The organism is Ruegeria sp. AA6 (assembly GCF_056542865.1).
Map to the genome: position 1 here is coordinate 423126 of NZ_JBQGAN010000001.1, position 16756 is coordinate 439881.

Annotated in this window: 12 protein-coding genes and 1 tRNA gene; 11 read left to right on the top strand and 2 right to left on the bottom strand. The window is 56.2% G+C overall.

Translation table 11 applies throughout. From position 1 onward, the window contains the following. Positions 1-55: 55 nt before the first annotated feature. Complete coding sequence (gene miaA / locus ACR0LN_RS01915) at positions 56-949, bottom strand: tRNA (adenosine(37)-N6)-dimethylallyltransferase MiaA (protein WP_480427410.1); 894 nt, start codon at positions 947-949, stop codon at positions 56-58. Positions 950-1045: 96 nt separating this feature from the next. Here miaA and pyrH point away from each other — a divergent pair, with 96 nt between their 5' ends. The 11 genes from pyrH (at position 1046) to ACR0LN_RS01970 (ending at position 14845) form a co-directional block, all read left to right on the top strand. After that, positions 1046-1798 (top strand): UMP kinase, encoded by a 753-nt coding sequence (gene pyrH / locus ACR0LN_RS01920; RefSeq protein WP_480427411.1) that lies wholly within the window; start codon positions 1046-1048, stop codon positions 1796-1798. Between the two features lie 243 nt (positions 1799-2041). After that, positions 2042-3268 carry an aminotransferase class V-fold PLP-dependent enzyme gene (locus ACR0LN_RS01925; RefSeq protein WP_480427412.1) on the top strand — a complete coding sequence of 409 codons (1227 nt, stop codon included), beginning with the start codon at positions 2042-2044 and terminating at the stop codon, positions 3266-3268. A gap of 48 nt (positions 3269-3316) precedes the next feature. After that, the gene (locus tag ACR0LN_RS01930; RefSeq protein WP_480427413.1) at positions 3317-4741 is read left to right on the top strand and encodes a cryptochrome/photolyase family protein; all 1425 of its coding nucleotides are present in this window, start codon (positions 3317-3319) and stop codon (positions 4739-4741) included. Positions 4742-4810: 69 nt separating this feature from the next. Next, positions 4811-6019 carry a class I SAM-dependent methyltransferase gene (locus ACR0LN_RS01935; RefSeq protein ID WP_480427414.1) on the top strand — a complete coding sequence of 403 codons (1209 nt, stop codon included), beginning with the start codon at positions 4811-4813 and terminating at the stop codon, positions 6017-6019. Between the two features lie 16 nt (positions 6020-6035). Next, positions 6036-6476, top strand: coding sequence for a TrgA family protein (locus tag ACR0LN_RS01940; RefSeq protein WP_480427416.1), 441 nt, complete (start codon positions 6036-6038; stop codon positions 6474-6476). 29 nt (positions 6477-6505) lie between these two features. Next, positions 6506-7621 (top strand): NUDIX domain-containing protein, encoded by a 1116-nt coding sequence (locus ACR0LN_RS01945; protein WP_480427417.1) that lies wholly within the window; start codon positions 6506-6508, stop codon positions 7619-7621. Positions 7622-7690: 69 nt separating this feature from the next. Beyond that, positions 7691-8725, top strand: coding sequence for a cysteine synthase A (locus tag ACR0LN_RS01950; protein WP_480427418.1), 1035 nt, complete (start codon positions 7691-7693; stop codon positions 8723-8725). After that, positions 8725-11160, top strand: coding sequence for a DUF3772 domain-containing protein (locus tag ACR0LN_RS01955; protein ID WP_480427419.1), 2436 nt, complete (start codon positions 8725-8727; stop codon positions 11158-11160). The genes ACR0LN_RS01950 and ACR0LN_RS01955 overlap by 1 nt, the downstream gene beginning before the upstream one ends. A gap of 90 nt (positions 11161-11250) precedes the next feature. Beyond that, positions 11251-11340: transfer RNA gene (locus ACR0LN_RS01960), tRNA-Ser, on the top strand. A 175-nt stretch (positions 11341-11515) separates the two neighbouring features. After that, the gene (locus ACR0LN_RS01965; RefSeq protein ID WP_480427421.1) at positions 11516-13147 is read left to right on the top strand and encodes a bifunctional aspartate transaminase/aspartate 4-decarboxylase; all 1632 of its coding nucleotides are present in this window, start codon (positions 11516-11518) and stop codon (positions 13145-13147) included. Positions 13148-13171: 24 nt separating this feature from the next. Continuing rightward, the gene (locus ACR0LN_RS01970) at positions 13172-14845 is read left to right on the top strand and encodes an aspartate:alanine exchanger family transporter (protein WP_480427422.1); all 1674 of its coding nucleotides are present in this window, start codon (positions 13172-13174) and stop codon (positions 14843-14845) included. Here the strand turns inward: ACR0LN_RS01970 and aspT are convergent, their stop codons facing one another. Next, positions 14846-16546 carry an aspartate-alanine antiporter gene (aspT, locus tag ACR0LN_RS01975; RefSeq protein ID WP_480427423.1) on the bottom strand — a complete coding sequence of 567 codons (1701 nt, stop codon included), beginning with the start codon at positions 16544-16546 and terminating at the stop codon, positions 14846-14848. It abuts the gene before it with no gap. Positions 16547-16756: the final 210 nt, after the last annotated feature.

The following is a 16756-nucleotide window of genomic DNA, read 5'->3' on the forward strand; positions in this document are numbered from 1 at the left end:
ATGGGGAATCGTCAGATGGGTTTCGAGGTCGAAAGATACTTAACAATGAAACGCATCATTCTGAAAAACCTATGTGATTCCATTTCTTCATTCGCGCGCGAAACCAAGTGCGTTGCCGTTTGGCAAATTGGCGGGTCGAAATGGTTGCGCGCTCTCTGGCGGCGTCCAATGACAGGTGGCCGTCCAAATATGCCATAAGCTCGGGTACGCCGATCGCTTTGAAGGCAGGCAGCATGGGATCATACAAGTCGCGCATCGTCTTGACTTCGTCCAACGCACCAGTGTCCAGCATCTGATCGAACCGCCGGGTGATGCGGTCCAGAAGCCACTGTTTGTCTACGTCGAAAACGATTGGCATGGTGTCCGCAAGGTTCAAAACCGGAGGTGGCGTCTCCGACTGCCAGTCGCGCAGGCTGCGCCCGGTGGTTCTCTGAACCTCCCAGGCGCGTTGTACGCGGGCGCGGTTCTGTGTATCGATTCCGTTCAAGGTCTCTTCATCAACACCAGAGATCAGGGTGGGGAGGTCCAGTTGATCCGCTTCAGACCGAACTTCGGGCGGCGTGGCTGGGATATCGGCCATACCCTCGGTCAGGGCCGAGAAATACAGCCCGGTGCCGCCAACGATGATCGGACGCTGTTTGCCGGACAGCAACGGCGTCACCTCGCGCAGCCAGTGGCCGGTTGAATACTCCTTATTATAGGGGACATGGCCATACAGCAAATGTGGCGCGCGAGCTTCTTCCTCGGTCGAAGGTCTGGCGGACATCACCCTCCAGCAATCGTAAACCTGACTGGCATCTGCATTGACAATCACGCCGCCGAACGTCTCGGCGATCCGCAGGGCCAGCGCCGATTTGCCTGAAGCCGTCGGCCCGGCAATCAGTACAGGTTTATTTTCGGGGATGGGTGGCAGGCTGTCCAAAATCTTCGAACTGTCATTATTGGCCATACCGGCTGCCCCAATCCTCACCAACCGCATTGAACCTGCGGAGCTTTTGCTTCATTTTGCGCCGGAAAATAAACCCGTGCCAGCCCGGAGCGCAATATGAGCCTTTCCCCGACAATCGAAACTACCGTAGCCCCCAAGACAAAGTATAGCCGTGTAATGCTTAAAATCTCTGGCGAGGCGTTGATGGGCGATCAGGGGTTTGGCCTTCACCCGCCGACCGTTCAGCGTATCGCGCAAGAGGTCAAATCGGTGCACGATCTGGGCGTTGAAATCTGTATGGTCATTGGCGGTGGCAACATTTTCCGCGGCCTCAGCGGTTCCGCGCAAGGGATGGAGCGGACAACGGCCGACTATATGGGCATGCTGGCCACGGTAATGAACGCGCTGGGAATGCAATCAGCTCTGGAGGAGATTGGGGTGTTCACGCGTGTGATCTCGGCCATTCGCATGGATGAGGTTTGCGAGCCATACATCCGTCGCCGCGCCGTGCGCCACCTTGAAAAGAAACGGGTCTGCATCTTTGCCGCGGGAACCGGAAACCCTTATTTTACGACCGACACCGCCGCGACACTGCGCGCCAACGAAATGGCCTGTGAAGCGATCTTCATGGGTAAAAATGGTGTAGACGGCGTCTATGACAAAGACCCGAAACAGCACGCAGACGCGGTGCGTTATGACACCGTTACCTATGACGATGTGCTGGCCAAGCGGCTGCGGGTCATGGATGCTTCGGCCATTGCGCTGGCACGCGACAACAATCTGCCTCTGATCGTCTTTGGGCTGGACGAACCCGGTGGGTTCCGCGGCATTCTGGCGGGCGAAGGCACTTACACAAAAGTTCAGGGCTAAGCCAACAATTACGAAATTTGCAAAGCCGGGCCTCAGCGCCCGGCTTTTTTAGTTTTGGTCTCAGTAGGGTTCTTGACGAAGCACCATGCTATGGGCAATTTGGCGCCGCTCCTGCGCTTTGCGGGCGCTGCAGACATCCCTGGATGTCGGCTGGGCTGGAAGACCTGCCATGGTTTCTGAGGGTTCCGAAATCATGCTCGGGCACCTCTTGGATTTACGAGCATGATCAAGGAGGCATGTGCCATGAGCACTCTGGATATCAATTTCGTTCGGTCGCAATTTCCGGCCTTTTCCGAACCCAGCTTGCAGGGGCAGGCATTCTTCGAAAATGCGGGGGGATCATACACTTGCGAACCGGTTCTTGAGCGCCTGACGCGCTATTACACTCAGCGCAAGGTTCAACCTTACGGCCCCTATGATGCCAGCCGTTTGGCTGGTGAGGAGATGGACGAGGCCCGCGCCCGCATGGCTGCAATTCTGGGCGTTGATGCAGATGAGCTGAGCTTTGGCCCCTCGACCACGCAGAACACCTATGTTCTGGCGCAGGCGTTTCGCCAGTGGATGAAACCGGGCGAGGCGATCATCGTCACCAATCAGGATCATGAGGCGAACTCTGGCCCGTGGCGCCGGTTGGCCGACGAGGGCGTCGAAATCCGTGAATGGCAGATTGACCCGGAAACCGGATCGCTGAATCCGCAGGATCTTGAGAACTTGCTGGACGAGAAAGTGCGTCTGGGCTGTTTCCCGCACTGCTCAAACGTGATCGGAGAGATCAACCCGGTCGCCGAGATCACCGCCATTACCCATGCAGCTGGCGCGTTTGTTTGCGTGGACGGCGTGTCATACGCGCCGCATGGATTCCCGAATGTTGGCGATTTGGGGCCGGATATCTATCTGTTTTCGGCCTATAAAACCTATGGCCCACATCAGGGATGCATGGTGATCCGGCGCACGCTGGGTGAGTTGCTGCCGAACCAAGCGCATTATTTCAACGCTGACGTTCTGTATAAGCGATTTACTCCCGCCGGACCGGACCACGCGCAAATCGCAGCAAGTACCGGGATGGCGGACTATGTTGACCTTCTGTGCGACCACCACAACGGACCCAAAGGCGATGCGACTGAGCGCGGGGCCTTTGTGCATGACCTGATGCGCGGGCAGGAGGTCGCTCTGCTGCAGCCTGTTCTGGATGCAGTGAAAGACCGTAACGCTGTTCGCCTGATCGGCACATCGGATGCCTCGCGCCGTGCGCCAACGGTGGCGTTGTCTCTGAACCGGAACGCTGAAACCGTCGCCGCTGACCTTGCCGCGCACGGGATCATGGCAGGCGGAGGCGATTTCTATGCTGTGCGCCCGCTGCAGGCGATGGGGGTCGATTTGGAACAGGGTGTTCTTCGGGTCAGCTTTACGCACTATACCTCTCAACAGGAAATTGATCAGTTATTGAACGCACTTGACGCCGTTTTGTGATCCAGTTTTCGCTCGGCTTCGTAATGCGAAGAAAACAACCGGGCGGTCATGGAAAACAATCAGTCACCGATCATAATGTGGTTCCGGCGGGACTTGCGCCTGTCGGACCATCCTGCGTTAAGCGCGGCGGTAAGAACCGGTCGTCCTGTTCTGCCGGTGTTTATTCTGGACGACCTCGTGCACGCGCTCGGAGCTGCACCAAAGTGGCGGCTTGGGCTGGGGCTCGAAACCTTCTCGCAATCGCTTGAGCAGGCAGGCAGCCGTTTGATCCTGCGGCGCGGAGAGGCCCTGAACGTGCTGCGGGAATTGATAGCCGAGACAGGGGCTTCGGCTGTTTATTGGTCGCGTGCCTACGATCCTGATGCTATCGCGCGTGATACGCAGATCAAAGCAGAATTGAACCAGCAAGGGGTTGAGGCCAATTCCTTCGCAGGTCATCTGTTGTTCGAACCATGGACCGTCGCCACCAAGGCAGGCCAACCGTTTAGGGTGTTCACTCCGATGTGGCGGGCCGTTCAGGGGCGCGATGTGCGAGCACCGGAAGCTCCTCCTCCGGTGATCGTCGCGCTTCGGCAATGGCCTGTTTCTGACAGTTTGGCCGACTGGAATTTGGGCGTTAAGATGAACCGGGGGGCTAAGGTTGTTTCAGCATTCGTGCGGCCTGGCGAGCAGGCGGCATTCGAGGCACTGCACCGGTTTTTGGACCGAATCTCAAGCTATTCCGCCGATCGTGATCGTTTGGACCAAGAGGGCACGTCTGAATTGTCGGAATACCTTTCGTTAGGCGAAATCGGCCCTCGCAGCATTTGGCACGCGGTTCAGAGTGCAGCGATGAATGGTGTTCACGGCACCGACGCTTATCTGCGCCAATTGGTCTGGCGGGAGTTTGCATATCACCTGATGTATCACACGCCTCGCCTGCTGACTGGAAACTGGAAACCTGAATGGGACGCCTTTCCTTGGAACGTAGATGCCCACCACCCCGATGTGATTGCGTGGAAACGCGCCCGCACCGGTGTTCCAGTCGTCGATGCCGGGTTGCGTGAGATGTATGTGACGGGGCGGATGCACAATCGCGCTCGTATGATCGTCGCCAGTTACCTGACCAAGCATCTGATGACACATTGGAAAATCGGGATGGACTGGTTTGCGGACTGTCTGGTCGACTGGGATCCGGCAGCAAATGCGATGGGCTGGCAATGGGTGGCAGGTTCAGGCCCCGATGCCGCGCCATTCTTTCGCATCTTTAACCCAGAGACGCAGCGTGAAAAGTTTGACCCAGATGGGAATTACTTGAAACGATGGATTGCTGAAGGGCAGGCCGATCCGCCCACGACAGCATCGGCTTATTTTCGTGCTGTCCCGCGTTCATGGTCGCTTGATCAGGAAGCAGTTTACCCCGAACCCGTCGTCGAATTGGCCTCTGGACGAGCTCACGCTCTGGCGGCCTATGAAGGCCGAAAAACCGGGTAAGGAACTGAAAACTTGCCAGAAACACAAACTCGGCCTAGCTTTGAACTGCGACCGCATAGGGGAGAGCGGATGATCCTAACCACGACTGAAGGGCAAAAAGACCTGCCCAGATACTTTGCTCAAGTCTTCAAGATGCTTAACCGGATGGAGTCCGGACGAATGGACATCGCCTTGCCGGATGGTCGCGTGTTCCGGTCTGAGGGCGCCAAACCCGGACCAGTCGCAAGGGTCGATATCCACGATCCCGACGTTTTCGCGCGCTTGATACGTGAAGGAGAGTTAGGTTTTTCGGACGCTTACCTTGAAGGGGATTGGAGCACCCCCGACCTGCGCTCCTTCATGGATCTTGTGCATTTAGGTACTGAAACCGTTTATGACGACTTCACGGGCAAGTTTCTGGTTCAGGCCTACGAGCGTTTGCGTTTTTGGCTGCACCGCAATCACCGACGTCAGGCCAAAAAAAACATCTCGTATCACTACGATTTGGGAAATGACTTCTACAGTTTGTGGCTGGACGAAACGATGACCTATTCCAGCGCCTTGTTCGAAACGGGGCAGGAAAGCCTGGAAAAGGCGCAAACGGCGAAATACGCCAGTCTTGTGGACGAGATGGGTGCAAAGCCCGGGGATCACATACTCGAGATCGGCTGCGGCTGGGGTGGCTTTGCCGAATATGCTGCAAAAGAGCGTGGCCTTCGGGTCACAGGTTTGACCATCAGTCAGGAGCAGTTGAGGTTCGCCCAGCAGCGCATTGAAAACGCAGGTCTTTCAGACCTTGTGGAGTTCAAATTGCAAGATTACCGCGATGAACAAGGTCAGTACGACGGTATCGCGTCGATTGAGATGTTCGAGGCCGTAGGGCAGAAGTATTGGCCCGTTTACTTCGAAACCGTGCGAGAGCGTCTAAAGCCGGGCGCTCAGGCCACGCTACAAATTATTACGGTTGCGGATCATAGATGGGAAATCTACAAAAATGGCGTTGATTTCATTCAGAAATATATTTTCCCAGGCGGAATGCTTCCTGCCCCATCGGTGCTGAGGCAACAGGTAACTGACGCAGGATTGAACGTGGTAAAATCCAGGGAATTCGGCAAAAGCTACGATCTGACCCTGCGTCGTTGGTATGATACGTTCAATGAGAAATGGGACGAAATTTCCGATATGGGTTTTGATGAGCGTTTCCGCCGCATGTGGAACTATTATTTGACCGCGTGCGGCGCGGCCTTTGACACTGGCAACTGCGATGTGACACAGATTACTATAGCAAAACCCAGTTAACCGACGGAAAGCCCGAATGCCTACCGCTCCGCGTCTTATTTCTGCTATTTGCCTTTTGGTGGTGGCCTTTATGGTCTCGAGCATGATCATAAACAACGGGGAAGAGGGCAAGGACTACGGGTCGTTCACATACGTCAATATGCTGATAGGTTTCGTTTGTGGCTGGAAGGTTATGGGCAAACGGGTTGGTCGCGGATGGACGTCCGCGGTCAATAATGGTTTGACGGGCATGGCCGCAACGGTGTTCTGGTGCTTGTTCGCACAGGGCTGTAACGAAATGTTTCGGTTGGCCATGCGCCACCGCTATGACGGCCCGTTTGAAGCTCTTATTTCGATTTTCGAGATCAGTGTTGAATACAGCAAACTTTTGCTGACTCCGGAAATTCTGTGGACTTTGGCGATCGGGGCTCTTATCGCGGGGCTTGCAGCCGAAGAGGCCAACCGCCGCTGGCGTTAAAATTCCTGATTAAAAACGAGTTTTGATCTGTGTCCCATTTGTTCTTTTACGGCACGCTTAGGCATTTGCCGTTGCTTGAATGTGTGATTGGCCGCGCGTTGTCGCAACTGACGATTTCCGAAGCCAGCCTTCCGGATCATGCGGTCTATGGCGTAGCGGGACAGGCTTTTCCGATGATTGCGCCCCAAAAGGGCAGCAAGGCCGAAGGCGTGTTGGTAAAGGGCTTCGATGCTGAGGACATCAAACGATTAGCCTATTACGAAGGTGGATTTGAATACGACCTTAGATCTCAGGACGTGAATCTGAGCGACGGATCAAAAACTGAGGCAAAGGTATTTTTTCCAGAGCCGGGCCTTTGGACGCCTGACGCACCCTGGTCGTTGCAGGATTGGGTCGATGAATGGGCCGAAGTGGTGGTGCTCGCCGCTCGGGAAGAGATGGCATATTACGGTAAAGTCGATGCCAGCACGATTGCCCGTAACTTTGCGCCGATCCGAACCCGGGCCTGGGCGAAACTGGCCGCCCGCAAACGCAATACCGGCGATCCGCGCGACTCGGCAAAGGATGTCATCATCCAAAGTCACAGGCGCGCCTACGTCAATTATTTCGGCTTAGAAGAGCTTGAGGTGCAGCATCGCCAGCATGACGGGACGATGGGCCCGGTTCTGAATCGCAGCGGTTTGATGCAAGGGGCGGCGGTTGTAGTACTGCCCTATGACCCAGTGCGGGATACGGTTCTGTTGGTCGAGCAATTCCGGGCGCCGGTCTTTCTAATTGAAGATCCTGAACCCTGGATGTGGGAACCTGTGGCGGGCATGATTGACCCTGGCGAAACTCCCGAGCAGACGGCTCATCGTGAAGCGCTTGAAGAGGCAAATGTCACGTTGGACGAATTGGAGTTTGCCGGCGATGCTTATTCTTCAAGCGGGTCATCTACCGAGTATGTTTACCTCTATGTCGGGCTGGGTGACCTTACGCAGACGATCGATAACGGAGGATTGGCGTCCGAGGGTGAGGATATTCGGACCCAAATCCTGCCTTATGATGCTTTCATACAGAAGGTAGATGGCAACGAATTCAAGGATTTGCCTTTGCTTATGCTTGCCAACTGGCTGGCCCGGCATCGGGATCGTTTGCGCGGTTAAGTATCGCCGCTTGTGGTTGCCGCACGGCAACTGTAAATCTTCGATGACACGTAATGAAATGAGGGCGCCATGCGCATTGCACGAGACCTTGCCGACGCAGTCGGGAAAACACCGCTGATCCGGCTGAAGCGCATCAGTGAAGAGACCGGTTGCGAGATTCTCGGCAAGGCCGAGTTCATGAATCCGGGTCAATCGGTGAAGGATCGCGCCGCTTTGTATATCATCCGTGATGCTGTTGCGCGTGGTGAGCTGAAGCCTGGCGGCACCATTGTCGAGGGTACGGCGGGCAATACCGGTATCGGCCTTGCGCTGGTCGGAGCGTCGATGGGTTTCAAAACCGTGATCGTGATCCCGGAAACGCAGTCTGAAGAAAAGAAAGACATGCTGCGTCTGGCGGGGGCACAACTGGTGCAAGTCCCAGCCGCGCCGTATCGCAATCCGAACAACTTCGTGCATTATTCGCGCCGACTGGCAGAGGAATTGGCACAGACTGAACCCAACGGCGCAATCTGGGCCAACCAGTTCGACAACGTGGCCAACCGTCAGTCTCATGTGGAAACAACTGGCCCCGAGATTTGGGAGCAGACCGGCGGTAAAGTTGATGGCTTTGTCTGTGCGGTTGGGTCCGGCGGAACGTTGGCCGGTGTGGCCGACGCGCTGCAGCCCAAAGGGGTGAAGATCGGCTTGGTCGATCCGATGGGGGCAGGGCTCTATTCTTATTACACCACCGGTGAGATCGCGATGGAGGGCAGCTCGATCGCCGAAGGTATCGGGCAGGTGCGCATCACAAAGAATCTGGAAGGGTTCAAGCCGGACTTCTCGTACCAGATGACCGACAACGAAGCGCTGCCGCTGATCTTTGACCTGCTGCGCGAGGAAGGTCTGGTCATGGGCGGCTCGACCGCTATCAACATGGCAGGCGCAGTGCGTCTGGCCAAGGATCTGGGGCCGGGACATACCATCGTGACGATCCTGTGCGATTATGGCACGCGGTATCAGTCCAAGTTGTTCAACCCTGAATTCCTGCGCGAAAAAGAGCTTCCTGTGCCGGATTGGATGACTGAGGCTCCGCGCAGCATTCCCGGCGTATTCGAGGACGTATGATGCTGCGGCAGGTCTGCCGGTTCGTAGCGCTCTTTCTGGTTTGTTTTGCAATGCTTGGCGGCCCAGCGGTCGCTGATCTGACGGATAAGCAAAGCGAATACTACCAGAATTGGCTTAAAACGGCGGATCGTGCCGAGGTCGAAATCGAAGCCGACCGCGCGTCGAACGCGTCGCTCGAAAACCTGCGGGCGGAAATCCACGGCTACCGTGAAGACTTCAACAAGGCGCGCGGTGCCAATACCGAACGCATTCAGACGCTGGATGCCCAGATCAAGGCTCTGGGACCCGCGCCCGAAGGCGATGCGACTGAACCTGAAGAGATCGCTGAGCTTAGGGAGCATCTCGAAGAACAACTGACCGATCTACAGGTGCCGCAGATCATCTCGGAAGAGGCGTTCAGTCGCGCAAACGGTTTGATTAGCGAAATCGACCGCCTGCTGCGTGACCGTCAGAAAAAAGAGCTGTTAGAGCGCGGCCCGTCGCCGCTGAACCCGGTGTATTGGGGGCCTGCCTGGGTCGACATCGTCGAGGCCGCACGCGGCCTGTTCAATGAATCGGCGTATAACCTCAAGGCCAACACTGTTCGCGACAGGCTCAGCAACCGCGGGTTGGGCATTCTGTTTTTGACTGTGGCAGCCGGTGTGCTGCTATTTTACGGTCGGCACTGGTCTGAAACGGCCGGTGAATACATGCGAAATCTGGGGGGTCGGGGCAGCGGAGTCTGGACCTTTTTGGTCTCATTGCTGCGCATCCTTCTTCCGTGGCTTGGGGTTTGGTTGCTGGTACAGGCAATCATCATGACCGGCATTCTGGGGCTACGTGGCACTCTGTTGATCCAGAACGTGCCGTATTGGGCAGCGCTGATTTTCTACTACGATTGGATTGGTCGGCAGGTTCTTGTTTCGCAGGAAGCCCAGAACTTTAACCGCCTGTCCCGAAAAAGCGTCAGGAAACTGCGTGTATATCTGGATATTCTGGCAGTTTTCCTGATCGTCTATGAATTCGGGTTGCTGTTTGATCAGATCGAGAACATCTCGGACGCAACTCGCGCTGTTATTAGCTTCCCTGTGGTGGTCGGAACCGCGCTGGTTTTGCTGCGTGTCCGGCGGATCAATTCCAAAACACCAGCTTCCGAAGGCTCTGAGGAGGCTGAGACACCACGCAGCGCAGGTCTCACGCAACTGATGAATTTTGTGCGTAGGGCGCTTTTCCTATTGGGTATGGCCAGCCCGATTTTGGCGGCCGTGGGATACACTAACGCGGCTGAGGCCATTGTTTTCCCGGCCGTGAAGACACTGGTGCTGTTTGCAGCCCTTGCCATCCTACATCGCTTCCTGACCTTTGTGTATGGCTGGATCAGCGGTCAGGGCGAGGCCGCGCGGGACTCGCTGTTCTCGGTTCTGACCGGGTTTGTTATCGCGATTCTGACGCTGCCTGTTCTGGCGCTGTACTGGGGTGCACGTGAGACCGACCTGCTTGAGGTTTGGTCGCGGCTGTTGCTTGGGTTCGATATCGGTGGTGTCAGGATTTCGCCCAGCAATTTCTTTACCTTCGTCGTTGTCTTTGTCATCGGCTATGCGCTGACGCGCTTGTTGCAGAGCGGGTTGCGGAACTCGCTGTTACCTAAAACCAGCATTGATCCAGGCGGGCAGAACGCCATTGCGGCAGGCACCGGATACGTGGGCGTAACCTTGGCGGCGCTGATCGCTATTATGATTGCCGGCTTTGACCTGTCTTCGCTGGCTATCGTTGCCGGTGCGTTGTCTGTTGGTATCGGCTTTGGCCTGCAGACGATCGTTTCGAACTTCGTGTCAGGCATCATCTTGCTGGTTGAGCGCCCGATTTCAAAGGGTGACTGGATCGACGTCAACGGGATGATGGGATACGTCCGCGACATCTCGGTTCGCTCCACCCGGATCGAAACCTTCGACCGGACCGATGTGATCGTCCCCAACTCAGACCTGATCAGCGGCGTAGTAACGAACTACACGCGCGGCAATACAATTGGTCGGGTCATCGTGCCGGTGGGCGTGGCATATGGCACGGATACCAGAAAGGTCGAGAAGATACTGGGTGAGGTCGCCAACTCTCACCCGATGGTGTTGGCGCATCCTGCCCCCAGCGTGGTGTTTCAGGGATTTGGCGCGGATTCTCTTGATTTTGAAATACGAGCGATTTTGCGGGACGTGAATTGGGTTCTGTCGGTGAAATCAGACATGAATCACGAGATCAACCGACGGTTTGTCGAAGAAGGTATCGAAATCCCGTTTGCACAGCGCGATGTCTGGCTGCGCAATCCTGAGGCTTTGCAGGGGCAGGGTCCAGCAAAACAACCTGTGACCACAACGGATGAAACGCCAGTCGGGCAACGCTCTGCCAAGCCTGTTGACATGACCGAGGCCGACCTGGCGGATAGCGACGGGGATGAGGTGTAGTCGGCCTGGCGACGGACCAGCAGAAGGTTAAAATTTAGCCTTATTCGCCCCTTGCAAATCCCCCGGCGATGGTCCAAATATCGCGCCCACGGAGAGGTGGCCGAGTGGTCGAAGGCGCACGCCTGGAAAGTGTGTAGGCGGGAAACCGTCTCCAGGGTTCGAATCCCTGTCTCTCCGCCATTACCCTTCTTGGAATTCGGCCAAGTGCACCTAGTTGCCCCGGTTTTGAGAATTGAAGCTCACCGCTAAGCTAAGCTTACCTCCTTCGCCTCAGACTGTTGTTTACACAGATACATTTCCTTGCGTACGATCCGGGTGAATTTGTCAGATCGTTTTAACGTAAGGGTTTAACATCATGTCAGAAACACTGGACCTGCATAAGTTTGAAAACCTAAGTCCTTTTCAGATTAAAGATGAGCTGATCAAGCTGGCGCAGAAAGAGTCGCGTCAGATGGCCTTGCCCTATCTGAATGCCGGTCGCGGTAACCCCAACTGGATCGCCACAAAGGCGCGTGAGGCGTTCTTTCTGTTGGGCCAGTTCGCCATGACCGAAGCGCAGCGCCATCGTAATGAGCCGCAAGTGGGTCTGGCCGGGATGCCGCAGGGGCCGGGATGCTATGAACGGCTCAAGGCGTATTGCGGGGATTCGATTGAGAAGAACGGTCCTCCGGGCGCGGATACTCTGGCCGCTGTGGTGGATTTTGCGATTGATAAATTCGACTTTACCCCGGATGATTTCGTCCTGGAACTGACCGATGGCATTGTGGGCGACCACTATCCGATGCCCGACCGCTGTATGCAGCACAATGAAGCCATCGTTCATGAATACGTAATGTGGGCAATGTGTGCCGGGCACAGGCCCAATGCAAAGTTCGACATCTATGCGGTCGAAGGCGGCACTGCTGCGATGTGCTATATCTTCAAGGCGCTCAAGAACCAGAGGCTGCTGAATGCGGGCGATACGATCGCCCTGGGTACGCCGATCTTCACTCCGTATTTGGAAATGCCGGTGCTGGAAGACTACGGGTTGAACGTGGTGGATGTGTCCTCGGAGGAGGAAGATCATTTCCAGCTGACGGATGAAGACCTCGAACAATTGGCCGATCCGAAGGTCAAAGCGCTGTTTTTGGTCAATCCGGGGAATCCTTCCTCAGTCGCGATCAGCCCCGAGGTGATGACCCGGTTGGTTGAGTTCGTCAAAACGCGCCGTCCCGATCTGATCATCCTGACCGATGACGTCTACGGCACCTTTGTTCCGAACTTCCAGTCGGTGATGGGGCATCTGCCCGAGAACACAATCGGAGTGTATTCCTATTCCAAGTATTTCGGCTGCACCGGCTGGCGTCTTGGTGCGATCCTGGTGGCCGAGGACAATATCTTCGACAAGATGATTGCGGATGCCCCTGGCGAGACCAAAGCCGTCGTCAACGCGCGGTATGAGACGCTGACGCCAGATCCGTCTTCGTTCAAGTTCATCGACCGGATCGTGGCGGACAGTCGCGATGTAGCGCTGAATCACACGGCAGGTCTGTCGCTGCCGCAGCAGGTGATGATGACGCTGTTTTCGCTGGTCGAGTTGATGGACGAAGACAAAGCCTATCAAAAGTTCTGCTGGGGTATCTTGCAGCATCGTTTTGACGAGTTGGTCGAAGGGATGGGCATCGAGGTGCCCGACAACCCGCTGTTCGACAAGTATTACGGCATCATCGACTTTGAATTCTGGCTGCGCAAATACGTGGGGGAAGACGTCGTCGAGTGGATCAAGGACAATGTTCATCCGCTCGATATCTCGTTCAAGCTGGCACAGTACCACGGGATCGTGCTGTTGAACGGATCAGGCTTTGACGCACCGAACTGGTCGGCGCGAGTATCCTTCGCCAATCTGGATGACAGCGCCTATCGTCAGATCGGCCGCGCGGTGCGGGCAGTTGCGACCGGATATGTGCAGGCTTATCGCGCTTCGAAAGGGCTACCGCTGCACGGTTAAGCGCGCAGTGGAGGGAAGCTTGCCATGGAACTGATCGGGTCGATCTTTGGGCACCATCCGGCTCTGGCCCTGTTTTGCAGCCTTGCCCTTGGCTATGCACTGGGTCAGATCTCCATCGGCTCGTTTACCGTGGGTTCAGTGGCGGGGTGCCTATTGGCTGGGGTTTTGGTCGGTCAGACCGGAGTGGTGCTGTCGGATGAACTGAAACAGACCTTCTTCATGCTGTTTCTGTTTTCCATTGGATACCGAACCGGCCCGCAGTTCTTTCAGTCGCTGAACCTGCACGCGTTGCCCCAGATTGCCGTAACAGTGCTGCTCTGTGTGGTTGCCCTTGTCGTGGCGGCTGTGCTTGCGCCCCTGATGGGGCTTTCCGTGGGGATCGCCGCCGGGCTATTGGCAGGTGGCGTCACTGAAAGCGCCACGTTGGGCGTGGCCATCGACGCATTTGCCAAGTCTGGGGCAGATGAGGCTGCACAGCAGATTTTCGACAGTGAAATCGCGACCGGGTTCGCTGTCGCTTATTTCATCGGGGTCATCGCGACGATCTTTTTCCATACGCAACTGGCGCCTCGTTTCTATGGTCGATCGCTGAAAGAAGCTTGCGCGGAATACGAAGCCAAACTGGACAACAACGGTGCTCCGATGGTGTCCGAACACCGCGATTTCGAGGCCCGCGCCTATCGTATTAATCCCGAACTCGCAGGCCACACTATAGCCGAGCTTGAGGCGCACGTACCTGAGCATGTCCGCGCCTTTTTTGACCGGGTTCGGCGAGGGGATAAGATCCTGCCGACCTCGCGCGATATGGTATTACAAAAGGGCGACGTCGCAGCCATCGCTGGGGTGAGGTCTTACTTAATCAACTACACTGACATGTTTGGCGAAGAGGTCGAGGACCCCGAGCTTCTTGATCTTCCGGTTCAGACCAACGATATCGTTGTCACCAACACTGCGGTGGTCAACAAAACGCTGGCCGAACTGTCGGTCCGCCCCGAGGCGCGGACCATTTATCTGCGCGGGATCATGCGCAGCGGAGAGCGGCTGCCTATCTTTCCCGGCGTGACATTGCACAAGGGCGATGTGCTGACAGTATCCGGCACCCGCAGTCATATCGAGGATGCTGCTGCGCGTCTGGGCTATTTGGATCGCGAGACCAGCAAGACAGACATGATCTATGTCGCGTTTTTCATCCTTCTGGGCGGGCTCATCGGAATACCTGCATTGAAATACGGGGCAATTGAACTGGGGCTGGGCACCTCGGTCGGGGTGTTGTTGGGCGGTCTGGTGGCGGGGTGGCTGCGGTCGATGCACAGGACGTTCGGCTTTGTGCCCGAGGCGACACTATGGATTTTCGACTCACTGGGATTGTGCGTGTTCGTCGCCTGCGTGGGGATCACATCCGGGACCAGCTTCGTGGCCGGAGTGATGGATAGCGGACCGTCGCTGATCTTTGGATCGGTGGCGATTGTGCTATTGGCCCATGGCGCGGCGGTTGTCGTGGGCCGCAAGGTCTTTGACATCAACGAGGGCGTTCTGGCCGGAACCTGTTGTGGGGCAGGGACCTCGGCCCCAGGTCTGGCTGCCGTGCAGGAAGCAGCGCAGAGCCAGGTGCCGACGTTGGGCTATGGCCTTGGCTACGCCGTTGGCAATGTGCTGCTGGCCCTTTGGGGCTCGGTCATCGTGATCCTACTGATGTAGTTACGACACGAAGGCGACGACCAGCGGCCCCCAGAGCGTCAGGAAGATGTTCGCCACCGCATAGGTCATTGTGAACGCCGGTGTAGGGGTCGCGTTCCCGGCCTTTTCCAACAGCGTTGCAAAACCGGGGTTGCCCGATCTCGAACCTGTGACCACTGCGCAGGCTTCCACCGGGTTTTTGATGCGTAGCGCGAAATAGTTGATTGGAAACTGCACGATCATCGGCATCAGTGTTACGACGACCCCCAGCAAGAGCAGGGTAATGCCATATTGCTGGATTGCCTCTAGCGCTGGTTTGCCTGCGTTCAGGCCGACGACTCCGACGAACACGGCCAATCCAAAGCTTTGCAGGAAATTCGCAGCCCCACGATTGATGCCGCCGATCTTGGGTCGTCGGATGCGTAGGTATCCGATGATCAACCCGGTCACGAGGCATCCCAGACCCGAGCCTAGCGCAACCTTCGTGCCGGCAATTACAAAGCTGATCTCACCGATCAGATATCCAACGGCCACACCGATTCCCAATGCAATGAAATTCGTGACCGAGGCTGCGGGCGGCACATACCCGGCCATCTTTGAAACCCGGTTCAGATCATCCTTGTGGCCGACGATGCTCACCTCGTCACCTGCGTGGATTTCAGTGTTGTGCAGCACCGGCACGTCATGGCCCATGCGCGTGATTTTTGAGATATGAACTCCGCGCCGTTGATCTGCTGTCAGCGCGTCACGCAATTCAGCCAACGTCTTTCCGGTCAGCCTGCGGTTAGTGACAACGACATTGCGGCGTTCCTCCACTACCGTCAGTTCAGGCGGGTATTCTCCGACTTCGCCGCTGGCGGTCCCCTCGAACTGCGTCAGTGTGGCCACCAGACCCGAGACCACGATCACATCCCCTGCGCTGACAATCGTCTCCGGTGTCGGGTCAACCGGGGCGCCATCATGCAGCAACCTTTCGACGATTAAATCACCCTCATAACTGCCTTCGATGGCCTTCACAGATTGCCCTGCAACTGAGGCATCGGCATTCACCTGATAAGCGCGGGCGTCAAAGCGATTCATCGGAAGGAACTCGCCTTCCTCCAGCTTGCGACCGCCGCCGCTGAGTTTCTGGGCCAGCTTGATCGCCTCTTGCCGCAGGTCGACGCGCATAATGATTGGAATGACACTGACCGCCAGAATGGGGCCGATCGAGCCAAAGATATAGGTGACCGAATAACCAACAGCGATGTTGGTTTTCAGCTTTTCAGCCTCGTCCGCAGCCAGGCCCAACAGGTCGATTGCGTTGCCAGCGGTGCCAATGATCGCGGATTGCGTCAACCCGCCTGCCGCCAGCCCCGCAGCCAGCCCTTTGTCCAGCCCGGCAAGCCTGGCTACAACGATAACGAAGAACAAACCCCACAGGGTCATCATGAACGCGGCGAGAAGTTTGGTCAGAGCCGTTCGGTTCAGTGCCGCAAAGAATTGGGGTCCACCATTGTAGCCGACCATAAAAATGAACAGAGAGAAAAAGACATTCTGAACGTCCGTGCTAAGGGTGATGCCTCCGATCTGCCCCACGAATACGGCCGCCAGCAAGGTTCCGGCAATGCCGCCAAGTTCAAACTTGCCGACGCGAAATTTACCAACGCCGTACCCAAGACCCAAGCACAAAAAAAGTGCCATAATGGGAAAGGCGCGGAGCTGTTCAATGATCAATTCCATTACGAAATCTCCAGGGTTCCGGACTGGTTGTTTCGGCGTCTTAGTGTGCTGATTAAAAAGAAAATTTAGACTTCTGCAGACACATCCGAGACAGGTAAGCACCAAGAATGGATTCTGTCAAATTTGGTGGATTGGAATGCTTTCCTGCAACCGAATTTCAATAAACGTCAGAGCCCTTGTTGCATATTGGTCAATGTAAATCGTCACTAT

Bases quoted from the DNA above. Each gene is read 5' to 3' on its own strand.
- miaA (WP_480427410.1), bottom strand. From the start codon at position 949: ATGGCCAATAATGACAGTTCGAAGATTTTGGACAGCCTGCCACCCATC.
- pyrH (WP_480427411.1), top strand. From the start codon at position 1,046: ATGAGCCTTTCCCCGACAATCGAAACTACCGTAGCCCCCAAGACAAAG.
- ACR0LN_RS01925 (WP_480427412.1), top strand. From the start codon at position 2,042: ATGAGCACTCTGGATATCAATTTCGTTCGGTCGCAATTTCCGGCCTTT.
- ACR0LN_RS01930 (WP_480427413.1), top strand. From the start codon at position 3,317: ATGGAAAACAATCAGTCACCGATCATAATGTGGTTCCGGCGGGACTTG.
- ACR0LN_RS01935 (WP_480427414.1), top strand. From the start codon at position 4,811: ATGATCCTAACCACGACTGAAGGGCAAAAAGACCTGCCCAGATACTTT.
- ACR0LN_RS01940 (WP_480427416.1), top strand. From the start codon at position 6,036: ATGCCTACCGCTCCGCGTCTTATTTCTGCTATTTGCCTTTTGGTGGTG.
- ACR0LN_RS01950 (WP_480427418.1), top strand. From the start codon at position 7,691: ATGCGCATTGCACGAGACCTTGCCGACGCAGTCGGGAAAACACCGCTG.
- ACR0LN_RS01955 (WP_480427419.1), top strand. From the start codon at position 8,725: ATGCTGCGGCAGGTCTGCCGGTTCGTAGCGCTCTTTCTGGTTTGTTTT.
- ACR0LN_RS01965 (WP_480427421.1), top strand. From the start codon at position 11,516: ATGTCAGAAACACTGGACCTGCATAAGTTTGAAAACCTAAGTCCTTTT.
- ACR0LN_RS01970 (WP_480427422.1), top strand. From the start codon at position 13,172: ATGGAACTGATCGGGTCGATCTTTGGGCACCATCCGGCTCTGGCCCTG.
- aspT (WP_480427423.1), bottom strand. From the start codon at position 16,546: ATGGAATTGATCATTGAACAGCTCCGCGCCTTTCCCATTATGGCACTT.